Origin of the sequence: Nocardia albiluteola (genome assembly GCF_018860155.1) — a bacterium.
GTDB classification, from domain to species: Bacteria; Actinomycetota; Actinomycetes; order Mycobacteriales; family Mycobacteriaceae; genus Nocardia; species Nocardia albiluteola.
Genome location: NZ_JAHKNI010000023.1, coordinates 17,627 through 42,538 on the forward strand (window position 1 = coordinate 17,627; position 24,912 = coordinate 42,538).

General features: G+C 68.5%; 24 protein-coding genes. 11 read left to right on the top strand and 13 right to left on the bottom strand.

All coding sequences use genetic code 11. The features are described from left to right. Positions 1-4: 4 nt before the first annotated feature. Positions 5-355 carry a carboxymuconolactone decarboxylase family protein gene (locus tag KO481_RS39380; protein WP_215923731.1) on the bottom strand — a complete coding sequence of 117 codons (351 nt, stop codon included), beginning with the start codon at positions 353-355 and terminating at the stop codon, positions 5-7. A gap of 169 nt (positions 356-524) precedes the next feature. On the opposite strand from KO481_RS39380, the gene KO481_RS39385 reads away from it, so the two are divergent. After that, positions 525-1,511, top strand: a complete 987-nt coding sequence (locus tag KO481_RS39385) for an AraC family transcriptional regulator (protein WP_215923658.1) — start codon at positions 525-527, stop codon at positions 1,509-1,511. Positions 1,512-2,018: 507 nt separating this feature from the next. On the opposite strand, the gene KO481_RS39390 is transcribed toward KO481_RS39385, so the two are convergent. The 4 genes from KO481_RS39390 to KO481_RS39400 all read right to left on the bottom strand — a co-directional run bounded on the left by KO481_RS39390 (position 2,019) and on the right by KO481_RS39400 (position 4,173). After that, positions 2,019-2,198 (bottom strand): hypothetical protein, encoded by a 180-nt coding sequence (locus tag KO481_RS39390; protein WP_215923744.1) that lies wholly within the window; start codon positions 2,196-2,198, stop codon positions 2,019-2,021. A 453-nt stretch (positions 2,199-2,651) separates the two neighbouring features. Further along, complete coding sequence (locus KO481_RS44965; protein ID WP_372452185.1) at positions 2,652-2,726, bottom strand: 50S ribosomal protein bL37; 75 nt, start codon at positions 2,724-2,726, stop codon at positions 2,652-2,654. A gap of 339 nt (positions 2,727-3,065) precedes the next feature. Continuing rightward, positions 3,066-3,209 carry a hypothetical protein gene (locus KO481_RS39395; protein WP_215923659.1) on the bottom strand — a complete coding sequence of 48 codons (144 nt, stop codon included), beginning with the start codon at positions 3,207-3,209 and terminating at the stop codon, positions 3,066-3,068. Between the two features lie 109 nt (positions 3,210-3,318). Continuing rightward, complete coding sequence (locus KO481_RS39400; protein ID WP_215923660.1) at positions 3,319-4,173, bottom strand: sigma-70 family RNA polymerase sigma factor; 855 nt, start codon at positions 4,171-4,173, stop codon at positions 3,319-3,321. A gap of 406 nt (positions 4,174-4,579) precedes the next feature. Between KO481_RS39400 and KO481_RS39405 the strand changes: the two genes are divergently transcribed. Further along, positions 4,580-5,491: an oxygenase MpaB family protein gene (locus tag KO481_RS39405; protein WP_215923661.1), complete on the top strand. Its 912-nt coding sequence runs from the start codon at positions 4,580-4,582 to the stop codon at positions 5,489-5,491. A gap of 46 nt (positions 5,492-5,537) precedes the next feature. Here KO481_RS39405 and KO481_RS39410 read toward each other — a convergent pair whose 3' ends face one another. Beyond that, a complete protein-coding gene (locus KO481_RS39410; RefSeq protein ID WP_215923662.1) occupies positions 5,538-6,035 on the bottom strand; it encodes a nucleoside deaminase in 498 nt (165 codons plus the stop codon). Positions 6,036-6,163: 128 nt separating this feature from the next. Between KO481_RS39410 and KO481_RS39415 the strand changes: the two genes are divergently transcribed. The 3 genes from KO481_RS39415 (at position 6,164) to KO481_RS39425 (ending at position 8,421) form a co-directional block, all read left to right on the top strand. After that, positions 6,164-6,910: a PucR family transcriptional regulator gene (locus KO481_RS39415; protein ID WP_215923663.1), complete on the top strand. Its 747-nt coding sequence runs from the start codon at positions 6,164-6,166 to the stop codon at positions 6,908-6,910. Between the two features lie 126 nt (positions 6,911-7,036). Further along, positions 7,037-7,876, top strand: a complete 840-nt coding sequence (locus KO481_RS39420) for an alpha/beta hydrolase (RefSeq protein ID WP_215923664.1) — start codon at positions 7,037-7,039, stop codon at positions 7,874-7,876. Positions 7,877-7,959: 83 nt separating this feature from the next. Next, positions 7,960-8,421, top strand: coding sequence for a 6,7-dimethyl-8-ribityllumazine synthase (locus tag KO481_RS39425; protein ID WP_215923665.1), 462 nt, complete (start codon positions 7,960-7,962; stop codon positions 8,419-8,421). A 62-nt stretch (positions 8,422-8,483) separates the two neighbouring features. Here the strand turns inward: KO481_RS39425 and KO481_RS39430 are convergent, their stop codons facing one another. From KO481_RS39430 to KO481_RS39445, 4 genes are all read right to left on the bottom strand, one after another. Continuing rightward, positions 8,484-9,698 carry a serine hydrolase domain-containing protein gene (locus tag KO481_RS39430; protein ID WP_215923666.1) on the bottom strand — a complete coding sequence of 405 codons (1,215 nt, stop codon included), beginning with the start codon at positions 9,696-9,698 and terminating at the stop codon, positions 8,484-8,486. 76 nt (positions 9,699-9,774) lie between these two features. Further along, on the bottom strand, positions 9,775-11,073 hold the full coding sequence (locus KO481_RS39435) for an MFS transporter (protein WP_215923667.1): 1,299 nt from the start codon (positions 11,071-11,073) through the stop codon (positions 9,775-9,777). Positions 11,074-11,119: 46 nt separating this feature from the next. After that, positions 11,120-11,515, bottom strand: a complete 396-nt coding sequence (locus KO481_RS39440) for a VOC family protein (protein ID WP_215923668.1) — start codon at positions 11,513-11,515, stop codon at positions 11,120-11,122. 23 nt (positions 11,516-11,538) lie between these two features. Beyond that, positions 11,539-12,912 (bottom strand): bifunctional lysylphosphatidylglycerol flippase/synthetase MprF, encoded by a 1,374-nt coding sequence (locus tag KO481_RS39445; RefSeq protein ID WP_215923669.1) that lies wholly within the window; start codon positions 12,910-12,912, stop codon positions 11,539-11,541. A gap of 560 nt (positions 12,913-13,472) precedes the next feature. Between KO481_RS39445 and KO481_RS39450 the strand changes: the two genes are divergently transcribed. Next, positions 13,473-13,889 carry a nuclear transport factor 2 family protein gene (locus KO481_RS39450; protein WP_215923670.1) on the top strand — a complete coding sequence of 139 codons (417 nt, stop codon included), beginning with the start codon at positions 13,473-13,475 and terminating at the stop codon, positions 13,887-13,889. 231 nt (positions 13,890-14,120) lie between these two features. On the opposite strand, the gene KO481_RS39455 is transcribed toward KO481_RS39450, so the two are convergent. From KO481_RS39455 to KO481_RS39465, 3 genes are all read right to left on the bottom strand, one after another. Beyond that, complete coding sequence (locus KO481_RS39455; RefSeq protein WP_215923671.1) at positions 14,121-17,135, bottom strand: bifunctional [glutamine synthetase] adenylyltransferase/[glutamine synthetase]-adenylyl-L-tyrosine phosphorylase; 3,015 nt, start codon at positions 17,133-17,135, stop codon at positions 14,121-14,123. A 99-nt stretch (positions 17,136-17,234) separates the two neighbouring features. Continuing rightward, a complete protein-coding gene (gene glnA / locus KO481_RS39460) occupies positions 17,235-18,575 on the bottom strand; it encodes a type I glutamate--ammonia ligase (protein ID WP_215923672.1) in 1,341 nt (446 codons plus the stop codon). Positions 18,576-18,660: 85 nt separating this feature from the next. Then, positions 18,661-20,151, bottom strand: coding sequence for an alpha/beta hydrolase (locus tag KO481_RS39465; protein ID WP_215923732.1), 1,491 nt, complete (start codon positions 20,149-20,151; stop codon positions 18,661-18,663). A 223-nt stretch (positions 20,152-20,374) separates the two neighbouring features. On the opposite strand from KO481_RS39465, the gene panB reads away from it, so the two are divergent. From panB to KO481_RS39490, 5 genes are all read left to right on the top strand, one after another. Further along, entirely contained in the window at positions 20,375-21,223 is an 849-nt protein-coding gene (panB, locus tag KO481_RS39470; RefSeq protein WP_215923673.1) for a 3-methyl-2-oxobutanoate hydroxymethyltransferase, read from the top strand. A gap of 176 nt (positions 21,224-21,399) precedes the next feature. Then, positions 21,400-22,482: a DUF4185 domain-containing protein gene (locus KO481_RS39475; RefSeq protein WP_215923674.1), complete on the top strand. Its 1,083-nt coding sequence runs from the start codon at positions 21,400-21,402 to the stop codon at positions 22,480-22,482. Between the two features lie 151 nt (positions 22,483-22,633). After that, positions 22,634-23,050 carry a hypothetical protein gene (locus KO481_RS39480; RefSeq protein ID WP_245402175.1) on the top strand — a complete coding sequence of 139 codons (417 nt, stop codon included), beginning with the start codon at positions 22,634-22,636 and terminating at the stop codon, positions 23,048-23,050. After that, on the top strand, positions 23,050-24,009 hold the full coding sequence (pip, locus tag KO481_RS39485; protein WP_215923675.1) for a prolyl aminopeptidase: 960 nt from the start codon (positions 23,050-23,052) through the stop codon (positions 24,007-24,009). Before KO481_RS39480 ends, pip begins: the two co-directional genes overlap by 1 nt. Continuing rightward, positions 24,009-24,908 (top strand): CHAD domain-containing protein, encoded by a 900-nt coding sequence (locus tag KO481_RS39490; RefSeq protein WP_215923676.1) that lies wholly within the window; start codon positions 24,009-24,011, stop codon positions 24,906-24,908. Before pip ends, KO481_RS39490 begins: the two co-directional genes overlap by 1 nt. Positions 24,909-24,912: the final 4 nt, after the last annotated feature.

A 24,912-nucleotide genomic window follows, 5' to 3' on the forward strand; every position in this document is an offset into this window, starting at 1 on the left:
GGGATCACCGCTGCGCCGCGCGGCGACGCTCGAATGCGTCGAGTTCTTCAGCGAGTACCGGGACACCGAGGTTGCAGGCGTGAATGCCCAGCACGCTGGTCAGCTCGAGAACGGCGAGGATCTCCTCGCGAGACACGCCCAGTTCCAGGGCGGCGCGAATGTGGCGGCGCACCCCCGGCGAGTACATGTGCGTGCACGCGGCGTCGACCGCGATGCTCAGCAACTCCACGAACTGCGGGGACAGCACGCCACGGCGGATCGGCAGCGAGCCCATGGACATGAATTGCTCGGTCCATTCGGGGTCCCAGTCGAAGAGGGTGTCCCACAACGGATTCCACGCGCCCTGAACGCGCATGGCGTCCACGACGGGGGTGGGCACGGATTCCGGTTCGGCGGTAATGAGGGCACCTCCTGCGATGCGGTGAAACGTGATTGGCGTCACGATATGCGAAAAGTGTCCCGATAGCTTGACTGCTTGGGGCAAGTAGTTTGACAATTTGAGACATTGCATGAAAGGAATCGCGATGGCTCCGATGGTCCGAAGTGCCGTCCTGACCGGCTACGTCGATCTGACACTGTCGCTGGGTGTCGACCCGATGCTGCTGTTGCGATCGGTGGGCATCAGCGCCGCAATGCTCACCGCCAGCGACGTCTGGATGCCCGTAACCGCGGTGGACCGGTTACTGGAATACACTGCGCGCGAAACGAACTGCGAAGAATTCGGGCTACTCATGGCCGCGCGACGCGGCCTGTCCAACCTGGGGCCGGTCGCTCTCGTCGCCCGCGAGGAACCCGATATCCGCAGCGCGCTGCATATCGTGCTGCGCCACATCTCCCTGCACAACGAGGCGTTACGCACGCGACTCACCCAGACCGGCAGCCTTACCACCATCCACGTCCAGGCAGCACCCGACGCCTCCCTCGGCCGGCAGTCCGCCGAACTCGCCGTCGGCGCCGCCTGCCGTATCCTGGGCGAGTTCCTCGGGCAGGATTGGCGCCCCCTGACCGTCTGCTTCAGGCACAGCGAACCGGCACTTCGCGGCCGTGCCTACCAAATCCTCGGCCCCTCAGTCGAATTCGAGCAGACCTTCGACGGAATCGTGTGTTACACCCACGACCTCGACGCCGCCAACCCGCTCGCCGATCCCCTGCTCCGTCCCTACGCTCGCGAATATCTGCGCTCCCTGGCCCCGGCCGGGGAATCCATCACTGACCAGGTCCGCGCCATCATCGAAACCATGCTCCCCACCCAGCAGTGCACCGCGGCCATGGTTGCCGACCGTCTCGGCATGGACCGCCGCACCCTGCACCGGCGCCTGGCACGCCACGGGGAGACCTTCACCACCGTCCTCAACGCCGCCCGCCTGGACCTGGCTCATCGCTACCTCACCCACCGCGACCGCAGCCTCAGTGACATCGCCGCCGAACTCGGCTTCTCCGAACTGAGCGCCTTCTCCCGCTGGTTCCGTCAGCAGACCGGCCACAGTCCCGGTCGCGCCCGAGCCCGATGAGAATCGATCAGAGGCAGCCGATCGATGGGCCTTCCGCCTTCGTCCGGTTCTGTACGCCCTCGGTTGCAGAACCGAACCTGGACCGCCCCTTGCTGGGCGGCGGCGATCTCAGTCCCGCGCGCCGGGTCCTGGGCGGGAAGCGATGGCGGACAACGAACTGCCATGCGGTCGACCCAATGGAAGAATTCCAGTGCCGATCCAGCGAACATGCGTCGTACCCGGCCCTGGAGGGCGCGCACGTGGTGGCCGGGCAGGAAGTCGCACTACGACGTGTAAATCGTCTGCAGCACAAACTCTTACGACTGAGCCCCGGCCGATTCGGCTGGGGCTCAGCCCGTTTCCACACGGTACGGTTGCTCATCGCCCGTCCACCGACTCGACGACGCGGCCCGGAAGTCCGCCGCCACGAGACAATCGGGCTGCCGTCCGAGTCCGGATGCCCGGTGAAACAGCCCGCGCACGAAACGGCCGCGGCATCCATACGGTGCCGCGGCCTGGAGTGTCGGATCAGAAGTGCGGGTGGCAGCCGAGCGAGGCGCTGTAGACGGCCGGGCGGCCGCGGCTCGCGGCCAGGTTGGCGCGTTCCTCACGGGTGAGGAAGTGGCGGGCCAGGGAGCGGCGTGCGTAGTCGCGCAGGGCCGGAAACAGGGGACGGTGCTCGGCGCGGTGCGGGCGGGTGTGGAGCATGGCGTGAACTCCTCGATGATGCGCGGCGGTCCGGGAAACGTGTCACCGGAGGGCTCGCGGAGGTGGACTGATATCGGCGCGTGGTGCGATCGGGCGGGCCCGCCGCGTCGGCGTCAAGGTATCGAGGACAGTATTCCGGAGCGGGCGCGGCGATGAGACCGAGCGCTCCGCACTGATTGTTTAGACCTCATTCACCTTCCCTTCACCTTGCGAGAATTCCATTCTGCCATCAAATCGCGCAGGTCGTGCATCAATTTTTCGTGAAATCGGTGAGCGGCAAGGATTTCCGCCGTATCCAACTCGTAACCTGCACGCGGACGCTCACCGTGGCACACACGGACCCGCCGGCGAATCGGCGTCCGGTTCACCAACCGGGCCCGCCGGTGACGTGCACCGGCGGGCCCGCGTGTGGTTCCCGGCGATCGGATAGATCCCGACAGCCGGGCGAAATACCTAGGCGCCCGGCCGTTTACCGTGGTTGGCCTTCTTCCTGCGACGGGCGCGCTTCTTGTCGGCACGCCTGGACATCGCAAACCCCGATCTGTCTCAGTGAATTTCGGTCAGCTGGGCGGTGAGCCGGGCCAGGCGTGCACGCATGCTCAGGTTGTCCACCAGCGCAGCGGGTTTCGCCGGTTCCATCCGGACGAGTAGCCGCCGTCCCGCACGGGCAGCTCCCGGACACAGAGCCGGGCGATCTCGGCGGCCACCTCGGCGGCCGGGCGGCCGACCCGGCCGTAGATCTTCAGCCGGGCCCGCTCATGCAGAAGCGCAGTCGAGACGCGGGTACGAGCAGGTCAACGCCGATACAGGCGGAGCCCAGCCCCTTCGGGGTTCTCGCGCCATGAATTCAGGCCGATGGAACGGACGTCAGCCGCACGATGGCGGCTCGTCCTCGCCACCGAAGCCGAAGCGCTCCACCATGGTCGGCGCGGGCTCGCGGCGGCACGGCGACAACCCGAGGATCCCGGGCGTACCCGGGATCCGGTGCGGGGCACGAGTGTTCGTGCGCATGTCGGCCATGCCACCATCAGACCCGCCGACGATATCGCCGGGCAAGTCCCCCGGCCCGTATTGACGAAAAATTTCCGGACCGCCCCTCGACCGGACCGGCCCGTACCCGCTAGGACAGGGGCTGTAGGTCCAGGTCGGCGAGCAAATCCGGGTCGGCGAGCATGTCGATGGCGGTGATGCGCCCGTCGGTGACGGTGAAGTCGAACACCATCCTCGGCGCGCCGCCCGCCGACCACACCGCCCCGGCATTGCCGTCGATGAGCGTGAGCAGGGCGGCCTTGGCGCGGCCGCAGAAGGTCTCGGCCACGTCGCCGGCGCCGCGCACCTCGGCGGTGGCGCCCATCAGCGCCGCCGCGCCGTCCGCGCGTAGCACGACGTCGGGATCCAGCAGCGCCAGCAGCTCGGCGAATTCGCCGGCGCGAGAGGCGTTCAGGAATGCCTCCACGACCTGCCGCTGCCGGTCGCGATCCACCTCGACCTCCTCGACACCGCGCACGCGCCGCCGCGCCCGGCTCGCGAGCTGGCGGGTGGCGGCCGTGGACTTGCCCAGAATCGGGGCGATCTCGTCGAACGGCATGCCGAACAGGTCGTGCAGCACAAAGGCCAGCCGCTCCGGCGGCGTGAGCGTATCGAGCACCACCAGCAGCGCCGCTCCGATCGAATCGCCCAGCAGCACATCGTTTTCGGGCCCGGCGACCGCGGGCGGCTCGTGATCGATCAGCGGATCCTCGCGCCGGGTCTTGCGGGAGGACAGCATGTTCAGGCAGATCCGTCCGGTGACGGTGGTCAGCCAGCCGGCCAGATTCTCCACCTCGGCGGCATCGGTGCGGCTCAGGCGCAGCCACGCTTCCTGCACCGCGTCCTCGGCCTCGGCTGTGGAACCGAGGATCCGGAAGGCCAGCGCGCGCAGCCGGTCGCGCTGCTGCTCGAAGTGGCGTGCCAGCAGGTCGGCATCGTTGGTCATGGTCGTCGGTCTCCTCCGCGTTCGGTTGATCTTCTCACCTCCGATGACCGCCGGCACGTCCCAGCTGTGACACGTCCGCGAACAAGTGCGAACTCGACCGATGTCGCCGATCCAGCTCCTGGACAAATAATCCGCCTCGGATGTCACATTCGGCGCTCCTCATCCGTCGTATAGGTACACGACACAGACGGCGCGGCGGGTACATCGCCCGGGCGGAGCAACGGAGCTCCATCCGCTACCGGTCCGATCCTCGACGAGGCGGACGGATCGGCCGCCGCGCATCCACGGCGGGGATCCCCAGGGCCATCCTTGCCCTCATAGCGACATGATGAGAGACTTATGTAGTAATACTCTCATCATGTCGATGAGGTGGCCTCACGCAGCAGAGTGATCAAGGGAGATCCGCATGACCGCGTCCACGACCCCGACCGAGCGGCCCGACCGCGACCGCCCGGCCCGGACGCCCTTCACGCCCGAGAGCCGGATGTGGGACGAGGTCGGCCTGATCACCTTTCCGTTCACCGCCGGATCGGCCTTCCTGCTGCAGACGATGGAGCCCTCGATCGCCGCGGTGGTCGACGAGCATTCGACCTTCCGCACCGACCCGATGGGCCGTGCCATGCGCAGCATCGCCTCGGTCATGATGTGGATCTACGGCGGCGACGAGGCCCTGGCCGAGGCCGATCGGCTGCGCACGATGCACGCCTCCCTCAATTCCGTTGATGTGCAGGGTGTTCGGCACACCGCGCTGTCGTCCGGGCCGTGGGCCTGGGTGCTGCACACCGCGGTCTACGCGTATACCGAGGGCAACCGGCCCTTCACTCGCACGCCGCTGACCGAGGCGGACAAGGAGGAGTACTACCGCGAGGTCGTCCAGCTGATGCGCAATTTCTCGGTGGCGCCCAAGGAAATTCCCGAAACCTACGCCGAGTGGCTCGACTACTTCCACGACAAGGTCGAAAACCATTTGGTGGCAACCACTGTCGCCGACGACTTCCTGCGGGTGAGCCGCCGCGTGGGCGCCCCGGCCTTCCTGCCGCGCCCGCTGCGCCCGGCCTGGCGGATCGCCACCGCACCGGTGAGCCGCATGCAGTACTTCTTCACTGTCGGCACCACACCCCCGTCCGCCCGCGAGAAACTCGGCCTGACCTGGACCGCCACCGACGAGGCCACCCTGCGCGCCCTCGGCTGGATCATCGGCCGCACTGTCCCCCGCCTCCCCGAACGCCTCCGCTACTTCCCCATCGCCTACGAGGCCCGCCGCCTCGAACGCGACCGCGCCCGCCTGCGCCGCATGATCGACCTGCGGCCGGTATAGCACTGTGCGGGACCACGATTCACGTGGTCCCGCACTACCGTTGATCTCAGTTCCAGAAGCCCTCGTGCACCGTGCGAGCCTCGGGCAGCTCGACCGGGCCGACAACCGGCAGTTCCCGCTGCCCGGCGGCGAAGACGGTCCGGCACGGCAGCGCCATCGTCGGGTTCTCCGGGCTGGCGCCCGTCAGGGCGAGCAGTTCGTCCTCGCCCAGGGCATAGACCACGCGGCCGATGCCGCCCCAGTAGATCGCCCCCGAGCACATGGCGCACGGTTCGGTGCTGGTGTACAGGCTGCAGGTGCGCAGGAAACCGGGCTCGTATCGCGCGGTTGCCATCCTGACCAGGTTCGTTTCGGCGTGGCCGGTGGCGTCTCGCCCGGTGGTGACCGTGTTCTCGGCCTCCAGCAGCACGGCGCCGTCCGGCCCGGCCAGCAGCGCGCCGAACGGATGGTTGCCGTTGGTCCGGGCGCGGCGCGCGATCGCGACCGCGGTGTGCAGGTGGTCGATGTCCCGGCCGGTCGGTGCCGTGATCGGTGCGGTGCTCATGCGGAGATCTCCTTGGTGTGCGGGGTGGATGCCGCGCCACGGCCTGCCATCGGGTCATACGGACACCGGCGGTCAGCCAGGCCAGCGCGCCGGAGTAGCAGTCCAGGCAGCTCGAGGCGATCGTCGAAATGCCGAGGGCGAGCATCGTCACGGTCGCCAGCGCGGGCGGCAGGACGTGGGTGACGAGGTCGGTGGGCGTGCCGATGAACACGAGCGTACCGATGGCCGCACCGAGGCTCGCGATCCAGACCGAGCCGAGCAGGGCGCCGGTGAACGCCAGCCCGGCGCAGCGCCGGATCGGGTTACCTCGTCGTCGCCGGGACCGCCCACGGCGAGCAGGATGGGGCCGATCCCTGGGATCTGGCCGCCGACATCTGGACCACGACGGCATCGCCGCCCTGCTGCGCCGGCACCTGGACGCGCTCGAGCCCGCCGCGGAGGGCGGCCGAATCGCATTCGGCCGCAGCACGGCCCGCGACGCCGCCACGCTGACCGCGGCCCTGGAGCAGGCCCGGCACGCCGCCCGGCTGGCGAGCGCACAGCCCGCCCGCCTGGCGATGATCACGACCGCCGACCTCGACTCACACCGTCTCCTGCTGGCCGATGTCCCCGCCGACGTGCGCGGCGCGTTCCGCGACCGGCTGCTGGGCCCGCTGCACGCCTACGATGCCGAGCATCGTTCCGAACTGGCGCATGCGCTGCGAATCTTCCTGGACGCCAACGGATCCCGGCGCGCGACCGCCCAGGAGCTGCATATCCACGTCAGCACGCTGCACTACCGGATCGGGCGCATCGAAGCGCTCACCGGCCGGGATCTGGGGACGGCCCGGGACCGCGTCGATCTCTATCTCGCCTGCACGATCGACGAGATTTGAGATGACGCCGCCGGAGGCCGGCAATCCCCGACACGGCGGGATCGAATCGGACAATCATCCGACCGGTGCGGCGGCCGCGAGAGACAATGACCGCGACAGGGCGCGGTGCTGGCGAAGGGAGCGGTGATGGTCCGGAGTGAGACGGGCGAGTTCGACGGGCAGGGCGGGCGCGTGTTCTGGCGCGCCTGGGTGCCGGAGGAGACCGTGCGCGGGGTGATCGCGCTCTCGCACGGCGTCGCCGAACACTCCGGGCGCTACGAGCATGTCGGACAACGCTTGGCCGGCAACGGTTTCGCGGTATATGCCCTCGACCACATCGGGCACGGGCAGTCGGCGGGCGGCAAGGCGAACATCGGCTCGATCGACGCGGCTGCCGACAATCTCGCGACGCTGCTCGACCTCGCCTCGGCGCGGCACCCGGACGTGCCGCGCTTCGTGCTCGGGCACAGCATGGGCAGCCTGATCACCCTGTACCTGGCCACCCGCGCCCCGCTGGACGTCGCCGGGGTCGCGATCTCCGCACCGCCCCTGGACATTCCCGCCGTCCCGGCCGCGCAACGCCTGTTCGCCCCGCTGCTGAGCCGCTGGACCCCGAATCTGGGTGTGCTGCAACTGGACTCGTCGATGATCAGCCGGGATCCCGAGGTGATCCGCGCCTATGACTCCGACCCGCTGACCTACCGCGGCAAGCTCCCCGCGCGCACCGGCGCCGAGATCCTGCGGGCCACCGAGATCGTCCGGACGCGCCTGGATCGCCTCACCGTGCCGACGCTGGTCCTGCACGGCACCGCGGACGCCCTGGCCGCCCCGTCCAGCGCGGACACCGTCGAGGAGCGCGCGGGCGCGAAAGATCTGACCGTCATCCGCTATCCCGGCCTCTACCATGAGGTCTTCAACGAGCCCGAGCAGGACAGGGTGCTCACCGACCTCACGGACTGGCTCGACAAACACCTGACCGCGAGCTGACGAACCGACCTCGGCGGGAACCAAGTCCCGCCCAGCGGCAGGCGCGACCGGGCCCGCCGCCCCCGTCTCGGTAGGATCCGGGAATGAGTACTCCCACCGACGGCAGGATCGCCTTCATTCGCGCCAGCTGGCACCGGCCCATCGTGACGCAGGCGTACGAGGGTTTCCTGGCCGAGTACCGCGACCTCGGCAACGATCCCGCGGCCGTCGAGGTGTTCGACGTGCCCGGCGCCTTCGAGATCCCGCTGCACGCACAGCGCCTGGCCCGCAGCGGCCGCTACGACGCGATCGTCGCCTCGGCGCTGGTCGTCGACGGCGGCATCTACCGGCACGACTTCGTCGCCACGGCGGTGATCGACGGTCTGATGCGAGTGCAGCTCGACACCGACGTCCCGGTGTTCTCGGTGGTGCTGACCCCGCACAACTTCCACGAGCACAGCGAGCATGTCGAGTACTTCACCCGGCATTTCGTGACCAAGGGCGCCGAGGCGGCTCGCGCCCTGGCGACCACGCTCAGCTCGCTGCGCGCACTGCCGGTGCACTGAAAGCTATCGCTTGTCCACCAGCACGTTGATGGTGGCCTGATCGTTCGCGGTCCGGGGCTTGCTCAGTCCTCGAGGGCGCGGTAGGTCAGGTCGAGGAACTCGTCGCCCAGCGGGATGAGCCACTCGCCGGCCACGATGACGCCGTTGGTCTGGACGAACAGCAGCGCGACGAGATCATTGACCGGATCCGCGATCCAGCTGGTACCCAGGCCACCCGGCCAGGACACGGTGCCGACGGCCGGGCCACCACCCGGTTGACGGGTACGAACCTGGACCCCGTAACCGAAACCTTGCTCGTCCCACATGGTTTGACCGAGCGGCGGGTTGAACGGCGGGGCGGCGTGCTGTTCGGGGGTGAGGTAATCGCTCGACATGGCCTCGACGGTGCCGCGCGACAGGATGCGCGCGCCGTCGAATTCCCCGTGCCCCAGCAGCATTCGCGCGAACCGGGCGTAGTCCTCGACGGTCGATACCAGGCCCGCCCCACCCGAGGCGAACAACGGCTCCGCGGCCCAGGCCGTGGAATCCGGATGGTCCAGCACCGATCCGTCGCGGGCGTACAGGACCGCGAGCCGCTCGCGTTTCTCCTGCGGCACAACGAATCCGGTGTCCACCATGCCGAGCGGCGCGAAAATACGCTCGGCCAGCACCGTTTCGAGCGGCTGTCCGGTGATCCGGGCGATCAGCACGCCCAGAACGTCCGAGGCCGTGTGATAGCGCCACAGGGCGCCGGGCTGGGCGAGCAGCGGGAACTCCCCGACCCGGCGCATCCAGGCATCGGGCGCCAGCCGCTCGGCGTCGGGGATGCCCAGGGCCGAGGCGACCGGGTCGGCGGTCAGCGACATCAGTTGCGGACCGAGGCCGGAGCGCCCCCAACCCAGCCCGAACCGGTAGGTGAGCAGGTCCTCCAGGGTGATCGGCCGGTCGGCGGGCACGACATCCTCGGGCGAGCCGAACGGATCACGCATGACCATGCGGTTCGCGAGTTCGGGCAGCCAGGGATCGACCGGATCCGACAGCCCGATCAGGCCCTGCTCGACCAGCTGCAGCATGGCCACCGCGACAATCGGTTTCGTCATCGACGCGAGCCGGAAGACGGTGTCGCGTTCCATCGGCGCTCCCGCCTCGCGATCGCGCCATCCCGCGGTGTCCACCTGGACGAGCTCACCGTGCCGATAGATCGCGCCGACCAGCCCGGTGATCTCTCCGCGCTCGGTGTACCCCGCGAGGACCTCGCTCAGCCGCTTCAGCCCGTCCGCCGAAAACCCGCTCGCCACAACCCGTTCCCTTCGCTACACAACGCCCAGGACAACCGGCCCTCGGCTTAGATATTCCCGCGACCTGCGCTGGACCTCATTCCCGGCGCGGACGTAATGCCAACGCGCCCACCCCCGCGAGCACCATGTACACCCCGACCACCCACAGCCCCGCGCGCGCGGTGCCGGTAAAGTCCTCGAGCCAGCCGGTGATGTACGGCGCCGCGAAACCGCTGATATTGCCCAGCGAATTGATCAACGCGATTCCGCCGGCCGCGGCCGCGCCGGACAGGAAGGTGCTGGGCAGCGCCCAGAAGGTCGGCAGCGCGGCCAGGACGCCGACCGCGCAGATCGTCACCGCGGTCATCGCCGCGAACGGATTGCCCAGGTACAGCGCGATCGGTATGGCGACGCCGCCGATGACGGACGGCAGCGCGACATGCCATCGCCGCTCCCCCGTCCGGTCGCCGTGGCGGCCCCACCACACCATCGCGAAGGCGCCGATAACGTAGGGCACCGCGGTGATCAGCCCGCGCTGCACCACCGAATAGTGCGTGCCGTACTGCTGCTGGAATCCGGCGATGATGGTGGGCAGGAAGAACCCGAGCGCGTACAGCCCGTACGCGATGCCGCCGTAGATCGCGGCCAGGCCCAGGATCCGCGGATGGGTGAGCGCCTTGCGCAGCGTCCAGTGCTCGGCGTGCTCGAGTTCGGCCTCCTCGCGCGCGAGTTCGGTGGCCAGCCAGTCCCGCTCGGCCGCGCTCAGCCACGTCGCCTGCTCGGGCCGATCGGTGAGGTAGAACCATGTCAGCACCGCGAGTATCAGCGCGGGAACGCCCTCGACCAGGAACATGAATCGCCATCCGGCCAGGCCGAAGACGCCGCCGCCATACCGGATGACCAGACTCGACAGCGTCGACCCGAGCGCGGTCGAGATCGGCACCGCCACCATGAACATCGCCACGATCCGCGCCCGGTAGCGCTGCGGGAACCAGTAGGTCAGGTACAGCAGGATGCCGGGGAAGAATCCGGCCTCGGCCACGCCCAGCGCGAACCGCAGCACGATCAGCACGGTCGCGTTGGGCACGAACACCATCGCGGTCGCGATTACGCCCCAGCTGAGCATGATCCGCGCCATCCAACGCCGCGCGCCGAAGCGGTGCAGGGCGAGATTGCTGGGCACCTCGAGCACCAAATAGCCGAGAAAGAAGATGCCCGAGGCGAACCCGAATATCGTCTCCGACAGTCCGAGATCGTGTTTCATGCCGCTGGGACCGGCGAACCCGATGTTCACCCGGTCCAGGTAGTTCACGAAGTACAGCAGCCCGAGAAAGGGCACCAGCCGCACGCCGACCTTGCGCAGCGTGGTCCGGGAGACATCAGTGGCTTCGAACACCTGCGTACCTTCATGTCCGGATTGCCGGATGTCAAGTAGCGCAGGGCTATGGGTACACGGCGATTTCGATCAGGTTGCCGTCCAGGTCGCGGCAGTAGTGCGAGATCATCTCGCCGAGCGCGCCGATCTTGGTCACCGGGCCGTTCGTGATCCTTACCCCGGCGGCGGTGAGCTGGCCGTGCACCTCCTCGGGGGTGCAGGTCGCGACGAAGCACAGATCCTCGGATCCCGCCGACGCCACCGCCCCTGTCTCCCAGACGGCTTCGTCCGTGTCGACCGGTCGCAGGTTGATCTTCTGGTTGCCGAAGACCAACGCCGTGCGCCCGGCGGGACCGAAGGTCTCCACCCGCATGCCCAGCACCCGCTTGTACCAGGCCGCGGTGGCGGCCACGTCGCGACAGTTCAGCACGATGTGATCGAAACGTTCCACGCCGAAACCCATGCGCCGCAGCGTACTCCGCGGAGCTAAACCTGCTTGCGGTGCGGGACGAACTCGAGGGTCAGCAGCGCCGCGGCGGTGAAGACGATCTCGCGCCAGCGGATCAGCACGAAGCGCTGGTTTCCGAACGAGTTGAACTTGCGCAGGAATCGGTACAGCGACTCCAGCCGGATCATCGGGTCCAGGGCGCGGGCCAGCATGTACAGGGCCTGCTTCGATCGCGAGCGTTGCTTGTCGCTGTACAGCTCGGGGAAGGCCGCGAAGGCCAGCGAGATGCGCTCGACCCCGTGCTCGCGGCCGTAGTCGACCAGGTCCACGATCATGCGCTCGTCCAGGCCGTTCGGGGCGTCCTTGCGCCGCCACGGAACATCCAGGCTCAGCTCGGTGCCGTGCCCGGCGGCGCCGTAGCGCTGGAAGCCGACAACGCGCCCCTCGCCGTCGCGGGCGAAGACCACCAGCATGCCCGGGTTCCGGCCGTCGAGCAGGTGGTCCAGGATCATCGAGAAGCCGCGGGTCTGCCGGCCGTGATGCCACTGGTCGACGATCTCGTACAAGGTGTCGCGCAGCTCCGGGGTGAGCTCGCGCTCGGACACGATCTCGGTCTTGACGCCGAAGTTATGGGTGCGGCTCACGGCCTGGCGCAGGTTGCGGAACTTGCGGCCGACCATGTCGAAGCCGCCCACCTCGACGACCACGTCGCGCCCGATCGGGATCGCGTGCAGCCCGTGGTGCTCGGCCGCGCGGGTGCGCCACAGCTCGGTGACCTCCGGACTCGCGCCCAGCACCGCGATGCGCCAGCCATGATCCATCGCGAAATCGGAGAACTCCGCGACAAGACCGCCGAAGGCGGCGCGATCACCGATCGGATCCCCTGCCACCACCGCGATCCCGAACCGGGTGCGGTAGCCGATGGCCGCGGTCGAGCCGGCGTTGAAGAAGTAGGTCTTGGACGAGTGCATCGCGAACGGCGCCAGCGGATCGCCGACCGTCTGATCGACCAGCGCCTGCACCCGGTACCGCTGCTCGGGCTGCGGGCGCGAGCCCACCGGCAGCATCGCGATGCAACCGGTGGCGGCCAGGAAGACGAAGCCGATCAGCGGATGCGCGCTGCGGTACGCCATGTTCGACAGGCCCAGCACGATCACCGCGATCGTGACGTGCGGCAGCGTGATCGGCCGGCGCAGATGCAGCCCGCGCGCGATGAACAGGCCCGAGATCGAGGCGGCGACGAACCAGCCGCGGTCCACACCCTCGCGCGAGGCCCGGTCGGCCGCGTACACCAGCACCACGCCGACCAGCAGCAGCACCAGTATCAGCGGCAGCCGCACGGCCCGGGCCGGCTGCAGCGCCACCTGCCGGTAGGTGCGATAGCCGGAGACCGCAGAGTTCAGTTCCGCCACGTCACAACCCCCGCCGCGACGGGAACGGCCGGTGGTGGGCGTGCGGCACGTCCACTAACATCCTCGACATCTTGGTCCTCCCGACGGTCGCGTCCTCACGACACACTATGCGGAACGCAGGTTCCGGGTCGATGGACCCCGGGAAAGACCGCGCGGTAATTCCGCGTCATCCGGCCGAATCCGGTGTCCCCTCGTCTCGGCATCCACTTCGCCGATCTGCCCAGACTCGGCGCCGCAGTGCATGCGCGTCTGTACTAACCGATATCGCGTGAAACATGTTCCCCGCAACGGGTTTATGTGTTGCCCCACACCGCAATCCACTCGGGATATTAAATGAGCAAACTCGTAGCAACCTCTACGCCAGCATAGCCCGGCCCGCCGAGCCTCGAGGCGAAGCGCCTACGAGTACCCAAACCCATCACAGCTATCTCTCAGGCAGCGCCTATTGATACCGAACAGAAACATGAACGATCCCGCTCCTTCCGCACGCCGGATCCCACCGTCGTCCGGGGACTATCGTTCGGAGACGACACACCGAACTCATCAGGAGAGGCGGGGGTATGCATCCCTTCCGAGCCGCCGTCGAGGCCCGCGACGAGACCGCCGTCGAGGCACTGCTGGCCGACAACGTGGTCTTTACCAGCCCGGTCGCCTTCAAGCCCTACCCCGGCAAGGCGATCACCGCCGCCATTCTGCGCGCGGTGCTGCGGGTCTTCGAGGACTTCCACTACGTCCGCGAGATAGCCGACGCCGGCGGCCGCGACCACGCCCTCGTCTTCGAGGCGAAGGTGGACGGCAAGCAGATCACCGGCTGCGACTTCCTGCACTTCGACGAGAACGGCAAGATCGACGACTTCACGGTGATGGTTCGCCCCCTCTCCGGGGCTCAGGCGCTCGCGGCGCGCATGGGCGAACAGTTCGAGCGCATCCAGGCCGAGGCCACGGCCCAGCTCCAGCGCGAGGCGGCCGGGGCGTAACCGTCGACCGGGCACACCGGGCCCTCAGGTCAACGAACTCACTCGCCCATCCGTTCCTGCGCGGCGGAGACGGTGTCCTGCTCGCGCGGCGGAAACTCCGCAACCGCGCGGCCGCAACCAGCGGAGCGTAAACCTCGGTCGGATCGAGTGCACCCCACGGCACGGCCGGTACGGCGCTCAGGCGTCCCGCGTGCCACGCGCGCACCGCATTTCTCCCACGCGCGGCGATTCTCAATCCCCGCCGAACACGCGCTCCACCACCGTCTTCGCCCGTCGCGTCACGCGCATGTAGTGGTCGAGGAATTCGCTGCCGTCGTCGTTGGGCCAGCCGGCTACGCGGGCTACGGCGGATAGTAGGCGGCCCGGGCCGGGGAGTTGGTCGGCGGGTTTGCCGCGCACCAGCACCAGGGCGTTGCGGGCCTTGGTCGCGGTCAGCCAGGCGGTGCGGAGGAGATCTACGTCTTCGGGATCGAGGAGGTCGGCCTGCTCTATTGCCTCCAGGGACTGCAGGGTGGAGGTGTTGTGCAGGGACTGGACCTCGTGGGCGTAGCGCAGCTGCATCAGCTGGACCGTCCACTCGATGTCGGCGAGGCCGCCGCGGCCGAGCTTGGTGTGGGTGGCCGGGTTGGCGCCCCGCGGCAGGCGCTCGGAGTCGACCCGGGCCTTGATGCGGCGGATCTCGCGCACCGAGTCGGCCGAGACGCCGCCCGCGGGATAGCGGACCTTGTCGATCAGGTGGAGGAATCGGACGCCAAGGTCCTGGGCGCCGGCGACCTGATGGGCGCGCAGCAGTGCCTGCACCTCCCAGGGCTGCGCCCACTGGCGGTAGTACGCGTCGTAGGCCGCGAGCGTTCGCACCAGGGCTCCGTTGCGACCCTCCGGGCGCAACCCCGCGTCGACCTGCAACGGCGGATCGGTACTCGGCGCACCCAGCAGACGCTGTACCTGTTCGGCGATGCCGATGGACCACTTCACCGCGACCGTCTCGTCCTCACCAGCCCGCGGATCGCAGACGAACAGCACATCCGCATCCGACCCGTACCCGAGCTCCAGACCGCCGAGACGGCCCATCCCGATCACCGCGATATCCGCGGGCGCGCGCCGGCCCAGCTCCGCCTCGCTGGCCCGGACCACCGCCTGCAGCGAGGCCTCGAGCACCGCCACCCACACCGAGGACAGCGCCGAGCACACCTGCGGCACCTCGAGCATGCCCAGCACGTCGGCCGAGGCGACCCGGGCCAGCTCGTGGCGGCGCAGCGACCGGGCCGTGGCGACCGCGCGGCGCGGATCGTCGTACCGCCGGGCGCCGGACATGATGCCCCCGCGCACATCGTCGGCCTTCGGGCTCAGCAGCAGCGGACCACCGGGGCCGTCGGCGAACATGCGGATCGTCTCGGGCGCATTGATCAGCAGATCCGGCAAATAGGCCGAGGAGCCCAGCACGATCATCAACCGCTGCGCGATCGCGCCCTCGTCGCGCAGCTCGCGTAGGAACCACGTCTGATCGTCCAGGCCCTCGGACACCCGGCGATAGGCCAGCAGTCCCTGATCGGGATTCGGTGTCTCGCCGAGCCATTCGAGCAACGTGGGCAGCAGCAGCGCCTGGATGCGGCCCTTGCGGCCCACCTCGCCGGTCAGCGCCTTGAGGTGACCCAGCGCGTTCTCCGGGGCCGCGTAGCCCAGGGCCGCGAGCTGACGCACGGCCGCGGCGGGGCTCAGCCGCAGCGCGTCGGCATCCAGGCGGGCCACCGAATCGAGCAGCGGGCGGTAGAACAGCTTGGCGTGCAGGCGGCGCACCCGCATCGCGTTGCGCTTGATCTCGCTCTGCAGCACGCCCACCGCGTCCTGCCGGCCGTCGGGGCGCATGTGCGCGGCCCGGGCGAGCCAGCGCATCCCCTCCTCGTCGTCGGCGGCGGGCAGGGTGTGGGTGCGCTTGAGCCGCTGCAGCTGCAGCCGGTGCTCGAGCAGGCGCAGGAACTCGTAGGAGGCGGTGAGATTGGCCGAATCGTCGCGACCCACGTAACCGCGGTCGGCCAGCGCCGTGAGCGCCTCCACCGTGCCCTGCACGTGCAACGACTCGTCGGCCTTGCCGTGCACCAATTGCAGTAGCTGCACGGCGAATTCGACATCGCGCAGGCTGCCGTGCCCGAGCTTGAGCTCGCGCTCACGCAGATCGGCGGGCACGAGATCCTCCACACGCCGGCGCATCGCCTGCACGTCGGCGACGAAATCGGGCCGCTCCGAGGCATTCCAGACCATCGGCATCAACGCCTGGCGGTACTCCTCGCCCAGTTCGAGATCGCCGGTGGCGGGCCGATTCTTCAACAGCGCCTGGAACTCCCAGGTGCGCGCCCACCGTTTGTAGTACGTCACATGGGATTCCAGCGTACGCACCAGCGCACCGGCCTTGCCCTCGGGCCGCAACGCTGCGTCGACCTCGAAGAAGGCGCTCGAGGCCACCGACATCATCTCCGCGGCCAGCCGGGTGGCGGTGGTGTCGGCCGGTTCGGCGACGAACACCACGTCCACATCGGAGACGTAATTGAGTTCGCGCGCACCGCATTTGCCCATCGCCACCACCGCGAGGCGCACCGAAACGGGCTGGTCCCCGCAGATCCGCGCCACGGCGACAGCCAGCGCGGCGGTCAGCGCGGCATCGGCCAGATCGGTCAGCTGCCAGCCGACCGTCTGATACGGCAGCACCGGCTCGTTCTCCACGGTCGCGGCCAGATCGATCGCCGCCAGCAGCATCAGCTGATCGCGATACCGCTTGCGCAGCAGCGCGACCGCCTCGGGCCCGGAGATCCCGGCCCGGTACAGCATGGGCCCGGCATGCTCGCCGGTCTCGGGGGTGGCGTGCACCGCGTCGAGCAGATCGGCGATCAGCTCCTCGCGCGTGGGCAGCGCCGGACGCCGTAGCAGCTGCCAACCGTCGGAATCGGCCACCAGATGATCGGCGAACGCGCTGGAGGAGCCGAGGAGCGCGAAGAGCCGGCCCCGCAGCGAAGTGTCGGTGCGCAGCGCCGAATCCAGTGCCGCCCACCGCGTTCCGAGCTGCTCACGCAGCCGGACCAGGGTCAGCAGCGCCAGATCCGCGTCGGGCGATCGGGACAGCGCCCACAGCAGGGGAACGCTGTCGATGTTGTCCCACGCCAACTCTCGCAATGACTCGGCTGCGGTCGGCTCGAGCAGTCCGAGCCGACCCACACCGGGCACCACGGAACGGGCTGTCGGTGGCCGTACCATGCAGCCAAAATTACACGGTCGGACCGCGCCCACGGCACCACATACCCCCGTCCCGAGAGATTGTTCCCGGTTCGTGGCGCAGCGGTGCCGCAGGCGTGGCTACAGGCCCAGGTACTCCTTGAGCTCCCACGGCGTCACCTGCGCGCGGTAGCCCGCCCATTCCAGGCGCTTGTTGCGCAGGAAGAAGTCGAACACGTGCTCCCCGAGGGTCTCCGCGACCAACTCCGAGCGCTCCATCGCCTTGAGCGCGTCGTCCAGGCTGGCCGGGAGCTCCTTGAAGCCCATCGCGCGGCGCTCGGCGGGGGTCAGCGACCACACGTCGTCCTCCGCCTCCGGCGGCAGCGTGTACCCCTTCTCGATACCGCGCAGGCCCGCGGCCAGCAGCACCGCGAAGGTCAGGTACGGGTTGCAGGCCGAATCGGGGCTGCGGATCTCCACCCGGCGGGAGGAGGACTTGTTCGGGGTGTACATCGGAACCCGAACCAGCGCAGAGCGATTCGACCGGCCCCAGGACGCCGCCGTGGGCGCCTCGCCGCCGTGCACCAGGCGCTTGTAGGAGTTCACCCACTGGTTGGTGACCGCGCTGATCTCCGGGGCGTGCTCGAGAATGCCCGCGATGAATGCCCGCGCGGTCTCGGACAGGTTGTTCGGATCGTCCGGATCGGCGAAGGCGTTGGCCTCCCCCTCGAACAGGCTCATGTGCGTGTGCATCGCCGAGCCCGGGTATTCGGGGAACGGCTTGGGCATGAACGTCGCGCGCACGCCCTCGTCGATCGCCACCTCCTTGATGAGGTAGCGGAAGGTCATCACGTTGTCGGCCATGGACAGCGCGTCGGCGTAGCGCAGATCGATCTCCTGCTGGCCCGGCGCACCCTCGTGATGGCTGAATTCCACCGAGATACCCATGGATTCGAGCGAATCGATGGCATGGCGGCGGAAGTTCGGTGCCGACTCGTGCACGACCTGATCGAAGAAGCCACCGGTATCGGCCGGAATCGGCGGCCTGCCGTCCTGCGGGGTGTCCTGCAGCAGGAAGAACTCGATCTCCGGATGCACGTAGCAACTGAAGCCGAGATCACCGGCCTTGTTCAGCTGGCGGCGCAGCACGTGGCGCGGATCGGCCCACGACGGCGAGCCGTCCGGCATCGCGATATCGCAGAACATGCGCGCCGAGTGCTGATGGCCCTTGCTGGTCGACCACGGCAGCACCTGGAACGTCGACGGGTCCGGCTTGGCGACCATGTCGGCCTCCGAGACCCGGGCGAAGCCCTCGATGGCCGAACCGTCGAAGCCGATGCCCTCCTCGAAGGCGCCCTCCAGCTCCGCCGGAGCGATCGCCACCGACTTCAGATACCCCAGCACATCGGTGAACCAGAGTCGCACGAAACGGATGTCCCGCTCCTCCAGCGTGCGTAGCACGAATTCCTTCTGGCGATCCATACGCGCGAGCGTAAGCATGGCTCGTTAAATCCGTGTTACATCCCGGCTCCCGACGCGCTAGAGATATCGTGCGGTGCCCCAACCGCTATCCGCAGGTGAGCCCCTTCGCCGGTTCCTTCAGGTCGATCAGGTAGCTCATGACCGCGTCGTCGACGCACTGCACGCCGCCGGACAGGAACACGGTGTGCCGGGTGCCGCGGTTGGTGATCAGGTCCGCACCCAGCTGCTGGGCCAGGTCCACACCCGCCTGATACGGCGTCGCCGGATCGTTGGTGGTCGAGATGACGACCGTCTTGGCCAGGCCCGGAATCGAGAGCTTGTGCGGGTTCTCTGTACTGGGCACCGGCCAGAACGCGCAGGTGTCCAGCGGCGCGGCGTTGGTCCCGTGGCCATCGTCCAGGAACGGCGCGGCCTTGCGGTAGGCGGCGTCCTGCTGGGCGGCCACCGCGCGGTCCTTGATCGCCGGATCGTCGACGCAGTGGATGGCCAGGAACGAGTCCTGGGAGTTGTCGTAGGTGCCGTTCTTGGTGCGGCCGTCGTACAGGTCGGCCAGCTCCAGCAGGATGTTGCCGGTGCCGTGCTGCAACTCGGTCAGGCCCTTGGACAGCACGTCCCAGTTGTCGCTGGCGTACAACGTGTTCTGCACGCCGGTGATCGCGTCACCGTAGGTCAGCCCGCGGCCGTCCCTGGTGGGCACCGGGCGACCCCACAGCGGGTCGACCAGTTTCTGGAACAGCGCGGTCGCCTGCGCCGGATCCGAGCCCAGCGGGCAGTCCGGCTTGGTGGCGCAGTCCTTGGAGTACATGTCGAAGGCCTTCTGGAAGCCCGCGGCCTGCTCGACGGACTCCTGCGTGGGCTGCTGGTCGGGATCCACCGCGCCGTCCAGCACCATCGCGCGGACCTTGTCCGGGAACTTCTCCGCGTACGTGTAGCCCAGGCGGGTGCCGTAGGAGTAGCCGACGTAGTTCATCTTCGCATCGCCCAGCACCCCCCGGATGACGTCCATGTCCTGCACCACCTCGCGGGTGCCGACGTGGGCCAGGAAGTCGTTACCGGTGCGGTCGGTGCAGTGACCGGCGAACTGCTTGTCCTCGTTCTCCTGTGCGGCGATGCCGGCGGCGTCGTTGGATTTGGACGGCTCGGCGCGCTCGGCGTCCCATTCCTTGGCGGTCAGGCACTTGATCAGCGGGGTGGAGCTGCCGGTGCCGCGCGGATCGAACCCGATGCGGTCGAACCGCTGCGCGAGCTGGGTGTCCTGGCCCTGCTGGACCATCCAGACGCCGGACTGCCCCGGGCCGCCGGGGTTGAACAGCAGCGAGCCGATCTTCTGGCCGGTCGCCTTCAGCCGGGACACCGCGATCCGGGCGGTCGGGCCGTCGGGCTTCGCGTAGTCGATCGGCACGGTGATGTGCGTGCACTGCGCGTTCACCGGCAGCTTGTTGTCCGCAGCGCCGAAGCCGTCGCACGTACCCCACTGCGGGGTCTGCTTGTAGAACTTGTCCAGCGCGGCGGTGTTCGGCGTGGACGTCGCGGACTGTTCCTTGGACGTCGTGGAGCAGGCGGCGGCCACACACATGAGGGCCACGACGACAGCGACCCGACCGGATCGCAACAGACCGGGGCGGTGGGGCGGGGGTACGCAGGGACACGGCATGCGAAAGATCCTCGCATCCCGGCGCGTGTGATGAAGTCCATGGTCTCGGGGCGTTCACTCCGGTACCGGGCCGGTGGCATGCTGAACACGTCATATCAACCCGGGGACCCGGATGGGCCTCGAGGAAACGACGAAAGGGACATCGATGTCCACATCCGATGCGGAAACCCCTGCTTACGGTGCTACGACGCGCACTTCCCGGCGAAAGACGCGAGTGCAGCACCTGCAGCAGATGAAGGCCGCGGGAGAGAAATGGGCGATGCTCACCGCCTACGACTACTCCACGGCGAAACTGTTCGAAGAGGCCGAAATCCCTGTCCTGTTGGTCGGCGATTCGGCCGCCAACGTCGTCTACGGATACGACACCACCGTGCCGATCACCGTCGACGAGCTGATTCCGCTGGTGCGCGGGGTCGTACGCGGCGCACCGCATGCGCTGGTGGTCGCCGACCTGCCGTTCGGCAGCTACGAGGGCTCCCCGCAGCAGGCCCTGGCCAGTGCCATCCGCTTCATGAAGGAGGGCGGCGCACACGCGGTGAAACTCGAAGGCGGCGAACGAGTCTCCGACACCATCGCCACGCTCGTCGCGGCGGGCATCCCGGTGATGGCGCATGTCGGGTTCACCCCGCAGAGCGTCAACACCCTCGGCGGATTCCGGGTGCAGGGCCGCGGCGACGGCGCCGATCAGCTGATCGCCGACGCGATCGCGGTGCAGGAGGCCGGGGCGTTCTCGGTCGTGATGGAGATGGTGCCCGCGGAGCTGGCCGGGCAGGTCACCCGCAAGCTCACCATCCCCACCGTCGGCATCGGCGCCGGCGCGGATTGCGATGCGCAGGTGCTGGTCTGGCAGGACATGGCCGCCTACACCAGCGGCAAGACCGCCAAGTTCGTCAAGCATTTCGCGCAGCTGGGCGATCAGTTGCGCAGTGCCGCGGCGAACTACGCCGATGAGGTGCGGCGCGGGGTGTTCCCCGCCCCGGAGCACAGCTTCTGATTCCACGCTTGAATCCGTTGGCGCGGCGCGCGGTCGGCTATTGGGCTGACCGCGACGTCGCGGACGGGTAGGGTTCCTCGTCGTGATCACGGGGGAATGTCGGGCTACCGCACCGGCTTTCACAGCGGTGCGCGGCCGGCGGGCTCCCCGACCGCACCACCCGATGAAGGACACCCATGGCTCAAAGCGGTACCTATCTGTGCGACAACACCGGCGATTCGGCAGCCGGCTTCGGCCTCGGCTCAGCGGATCTCGGCATCCCCTACCAGCGCCCCGACGGTACGTGGGGCTACGTCTTCGGTGACAGCTTCACCGGCCAGGAGGCGACCGATCCGTATATCGGGAGCCCGGTCGTGCTGTACCAGAGCACCTTCGACGCCTCCGGACGGACCCCGATCGCCTTCACCGCGTCCCAGCCGAGCCCCAAGGTCGCGCAGGTGTTCAACTACAAGCACAACGCCGACAACGGATTCGGCACCGAGGTCAGCCGGATCCCCAACGACGCGATCACGCTGAGCCAGAACGGCAGCACCCGGATCTTCATCCAGTACACGTCGGTCAACGCCTGGGTACCACCGGGCAGCGCGAACGACGGATCGCTGATGGGCGGTGTCGCGTACTCCGAGGACGGCGGCGTGACCTGGAAGGATTTCGACCAGCACTGGCCGGGCGACGCGCAGGGCAGCAACGGCAGCCTCGAATTGATGTGGACCTTCGCCGGCGTGGATCCCGACGGCTATCTCTACATCTTCAGCAAGGCCTGGAACGGGAGCCACAACTACACCGGCGACAAGGGGCTCATCCAGCTGTTCCGGTATCAGCCCGCGGACTTCTTCGCCGGAAACTTTGCCGCGCGCGAGAACTGGGCATTCCATGAGGGCTCCTGGCAATGGCTGCCCGCCGCACAGGCCGGCGCGACACCGCTGTTCACGCCGGGCAACAGCATCGGTGAATTCTCGGTCAAGAACATCGGCGGCACCTACGTCATGAGCTATTTCGACGTCACCGACTACAGCATTCGCACCCGCACCGCCCCGCGCCCGGACCGGATCTGGACCGATCCGAAGACCCAGGTGGTGGGCAACCGGGACCTGGTGTTCTCGCGGTGGTTCCGGCCGGTGCTGAAGAACCTCTACGGCGGCTACATCCACCCCGGCAGCCCCGATCCGTCGAATCTGACGCTGATCATCAGCGCCTGGGACGGCAACCACGGCGATCGCCCATACACCGCCACCCAGTGGACGGGATTGTCCGCCTGAGGAGGTGAGCGCCCCCGTCACCGCCGGAGGTGGTGCGGTACTCGCGAACGGTGGCAAACTCGGTGCCAACGGATCAGGATTCGAGCAAAGGGAACAGATGGTACTGGCCCAGGCGAAAACGAAGCGGAGCCGACGGGCGACTCGCGGGGCGATGGGGGTGACGGGGGTCGCGGTGGCCGTCGCGCTGATCGCCGGGTGCGGGAGCGGTGGCTCGCCCGCGGGATCCGGTGGATCGCTGTCGAGCACGGCCACCACGACGGCCGCCGCGGCGCCCACCAAGGGCCAGGTCATCCCCGACCCGTCCGATACGGTCGCCCAGCAACTGTGCGACCAGATCAAACCGCAACTGTCGGACTGGCGGGTGCAGGGGCCGACGCTGGGCGGCACCGCGCTGAACATCACCGTGCACCAGTGGGCGCTGGGCAACGGCGGGCTGGCCATGAGCGCCCGGGTGCTGACCGACAAGGCGATGGTCGACCGCATCACCATCAAGAATTGTCCCGATATCCGCACGCAGGCGATCCAGGCACTGAATCTGCCGGATCTGGCCTCGGGCATCCTGTTCTGATGCGCACCCTGTATCCGCCCCTGGAAGTGAACCGCCACGGCATGCTCGATGTCGGGGACGGCCAGCAGCTGTACTGGGAGGAGAGCGGCAACCCGGACGGCAAGCCCGTGGTCTTCCTGCACGGCGGCCCGGGCGGCGCGACATCGCCGTTCCACCGGCAGTTCTTCGATCCGAAGGCGTACCGGATCGTGCTGTTCGATCAGCGCGGCTGCGGGCGCTCCACCCCGCACATCGCCGACGGAGCGAGCCTGGAGGTCAACACCACCTGGCATCTGGTCGCCGATATCGAAAGGCTCCGAACGCATCTGGGCATCGAGCGCTGGCAGGTGTTCGGCGGCTCGTGGGGTTCCACGCTGGCGCTGGCCTATGCGCAGACCCACCCCGGCCGCGTCACCGAGCTGGTGCTGCGCGGGATATTCCTGTTGCGCCGCAAGGAGATCGACTGGTACTACAACGGCGCCGCCGGATATGTATACCCTGACGAATGGGAGAAATTCCTGGCGCCGGTGCCGGAGGCCGAGCGCCGAGGAGATCTCGTCAGCGTCTATCACCGGCTGCTGCATTCCCCCGATGAGCAGGTCGCCACGGCGGCCGCCATGGCGTGGTCCACGTGGGAGGCCGCAACCAGCGCACTGCTCCCCCAGCCCGATCGCGTCGCGGAGATGGGCCAGGCGCGTTTCGCGCTGGCCTTCGCCCAGATCGAGAACCACTACTTCGTGCACGGCGGTTTCCTGGACGACGGCCAGCTGCTGCGCGATATCGACCGCATCGCGCACATTCCCGGCGTCATCGTGCAGGGCCGGCACGACATCGTCTGCCCGGCCGTGAGCGCCTGGGATCTGCACCGGGCGTGGCCCGAATCGCAGCTGCACATCGTGCCCGATGCCGGACATTCCGCCAGCGAACCGGGCATCGCCCATCATCTGATCGAGGCAACCGACAAGTTCCGGGACATCTGATGGTCGCGGCAGCCGGTTCGGCGCTCATCGACGCCCTGGGCGACGATGTGGACCGGCTGCTGCGGGCCGAGCCCGAGGTGCGCGAGGATCGCCCCGATTCCGTGCACGCCATGCGCGTGGCGACCCGGCGGCTGCGCAGCCTGCTGCGCTCCTATCGCCGCCTGCTCGAGCCGGGGCCGGTGGGCGAGATTCGCGACGAATTACGCTGGCTCGCAGCACTTCTCGGAACGGCACGCGATGCGGAGGTGCGCGCCGACCGCTTCGAGGCACTGCTCGCGGACGTGCCCGACGCCGAAGGTGCCGCCGCGCAGCGCCGCACGATCCGGCGGCTGGTGCGCACCGAGCGCGTCCATTATTCGGCCGCGCACCGGGTGCTGCTGCGCGAGCTCGACGCCCCCCGTTACGCGCAACTGGTCGAGACGCTGCGGGAGCTGCGCCGCCGCCCCCCACTGCGCCGGCGGCGCGCCGAGGCGGAGGCCACCCGAGCCTTCGGTTCGGTGCTGCGCAACGACTTCCGCGAACTGAGCGGCCTGGTCGGCGACGAGGTCGCGCTGCGTGCGAACCCCGCGGTCACCGCGGCTCAGCGGATCGAGCACCTGCACGATATTCGAAAGTCCGCCAAGCGATTACGCTACAGCGCCGAGGCCGCCGCGCGAGTGCTGGGCGATCCGGCGACCGAACTGGCCGAGCGCGCCAAGAACCTGCAGACGGTACTGGGCGATCATCGCGACGCCATCGAGGCGATGGAGACCATCCGCACCACCGCCGCCCGCACCCGCACCGCCGACACCTCCCCCTTCGACCGCATCTACCAGTCCGAGGCCGACGCCGCCCGCAAGGCCCTCGAACAATACGCTCCGGCTACGGAATTCATCCGCCTGCGCTACGACTCCCTCTGAGCCG

What these genes read in the sequence shown, in the direction of transcription:
- KO481_RS39415 (WP_215923663.1), top strand. Translation starts at nt 6,164, where the DNA reads ATGCCGAGGGCGAGCATCGTCACGGTCGCCAGCGCGGGCGGCAGGACG.
- KO481_RS39425 (WP_215923665.1), top strand. Translation starts at nt 7,960, where the DNA reads ATGAGTACTCCCACCGACGGCAGGATCGCCTTCATTCGCGCCAGCTGG.
- KO481_RS39480 (WP_245402175.1), top strand. Translation starts at nt 22,634, where the DNA reads ATGGGGGTGACGGGGGTCGCGGTGGCCGTCGCGCTGATCGCCGGGTGC.
- KO481_RS39395 (WP_215923659.1), bottom strand. Translation starts at nt 3,209, where the DNA reads ATGCGCACGAACACTCGTGCCCCGCACCGGATCCCGGGTACGCCCGGG.
- KO481_RS39405 (WP_215923661.1), top strand. Translation starts at nt 4,580, where the DNA reads ATGACCGCGTCCACGACCCCGACCGAGCGGCCCGACCGCGACCGCCCG.
- KO481_RS39420 (WP_215923664.1), top strand. Translation starts at nt 7,037, where the DNA reads ATGGTCCGGAGTGAGACGGGCGAGTTCGACGGGCAGGGCGGGCGCGTG.
- KO481_RS39380 (WP_215923731.1), bottom strand. Translation starts at nt 355, where the DNA reads ATGCGCGTTCAGGGCGCGTGGAATCCGTTGTGGGACACCCTCTTCGAC.
- KO481_RS39475 (WP_215923674.1), top strand. Translation starts at nt 21,400, where the DNA reads ATGGCTCAAAGCGGTACCTATCTGTGCGACAACACCGGCGATTCGGCA.
- KO481_RS39400 (WP_215923660.1), bottom strand. Translation starts at nt 4,173, where the DNA reads ATGACCAACGATGCCGACCTGCTGGCACGCCACTTCGAGCAGCAGCGC.
- glnA (WP_215923672.1), bottom strand. Translation starts at nt 18,575, where the DNA reads ATGGATCGCCAGAAGGAATTCGTGCTACGCACGCTGGAGGAGCGGGAC.
- KO481_RS39385 (WP_215923658.1), top strand. Translation starts at nt 525, where the DNA reads ATGGCTCCGATGGTCCGAAGTGCCGTCCTGACCGGCTACGTCGATCTG.
- panB (WP_215923673.1), top strand. Translation starts at nt 20,375, where the DNA reads ATGTCCACATCCGATGCGGAAACCCCTGCTTACGGTGCTACGACGCGC.
- KO481_RS39440 (WP_215923668.1), bottom strand. Translation starts at nt 11,515, where the DNA reads ATGGGTTTCGGCGTGGAACGTTTCGATCACATCGTGCTGAACTGTCGC.
- KO481_RS39455 (WP_215923671.1), bottom strand. Translation starts at nt 17,135, where the DNA reads ATGGTACGGCCACCGACAGCCCGTTCCGTGGTGCCCGGTGTGGGTCGG.
- KO481_RS39410 (WP_215923662.1), bottom strand. Translation starts at nt 6,035, where the DNA reads ATGAGCACCGCACCGATCACGGCACCGACCGGCCGGGACATCGACCAC.
- KO481_RS39490 (WP_215923676.1), top strand. Translation starts at nt 24,009, where the DNA reads ATGGTCGCGGCAGCCGGTTCGGCGCTCATCGACGCCCTGGGCGACGAT.
- KO481_RS39465 (WP_215923732.1), bottom strand. Translation starts at nt 20,151, where the DNA reads ATGTGTGTGGCCGCCGCCTGCTCCACGACGTCCAAGGAACAGTCCGCG.
- pip (WP_215923675.1), top strand. Translation starts at nt 23,050, where the DNA reads ATGCGCACCCTGTATCCGCCCCTGGAAGTGAACCGCCACGGCATGCTC.
- KO481_RS39390 (WP_215923744.1), bottom strand. Translation starts at nt 2,198, where the DNA reads ATGCTCCACACCCGCCCGCACCGCGCCGAGCACCGTCCCCTGTTTCCG.
- KO481_RS39450 (WP_215923670.1), top strand. Translation starts at nt 13,473, where the DNA reads ATGCATCCCTTCCGAGCCGCCGTCGAGGCCCGCGACGAGACCGCCGTC.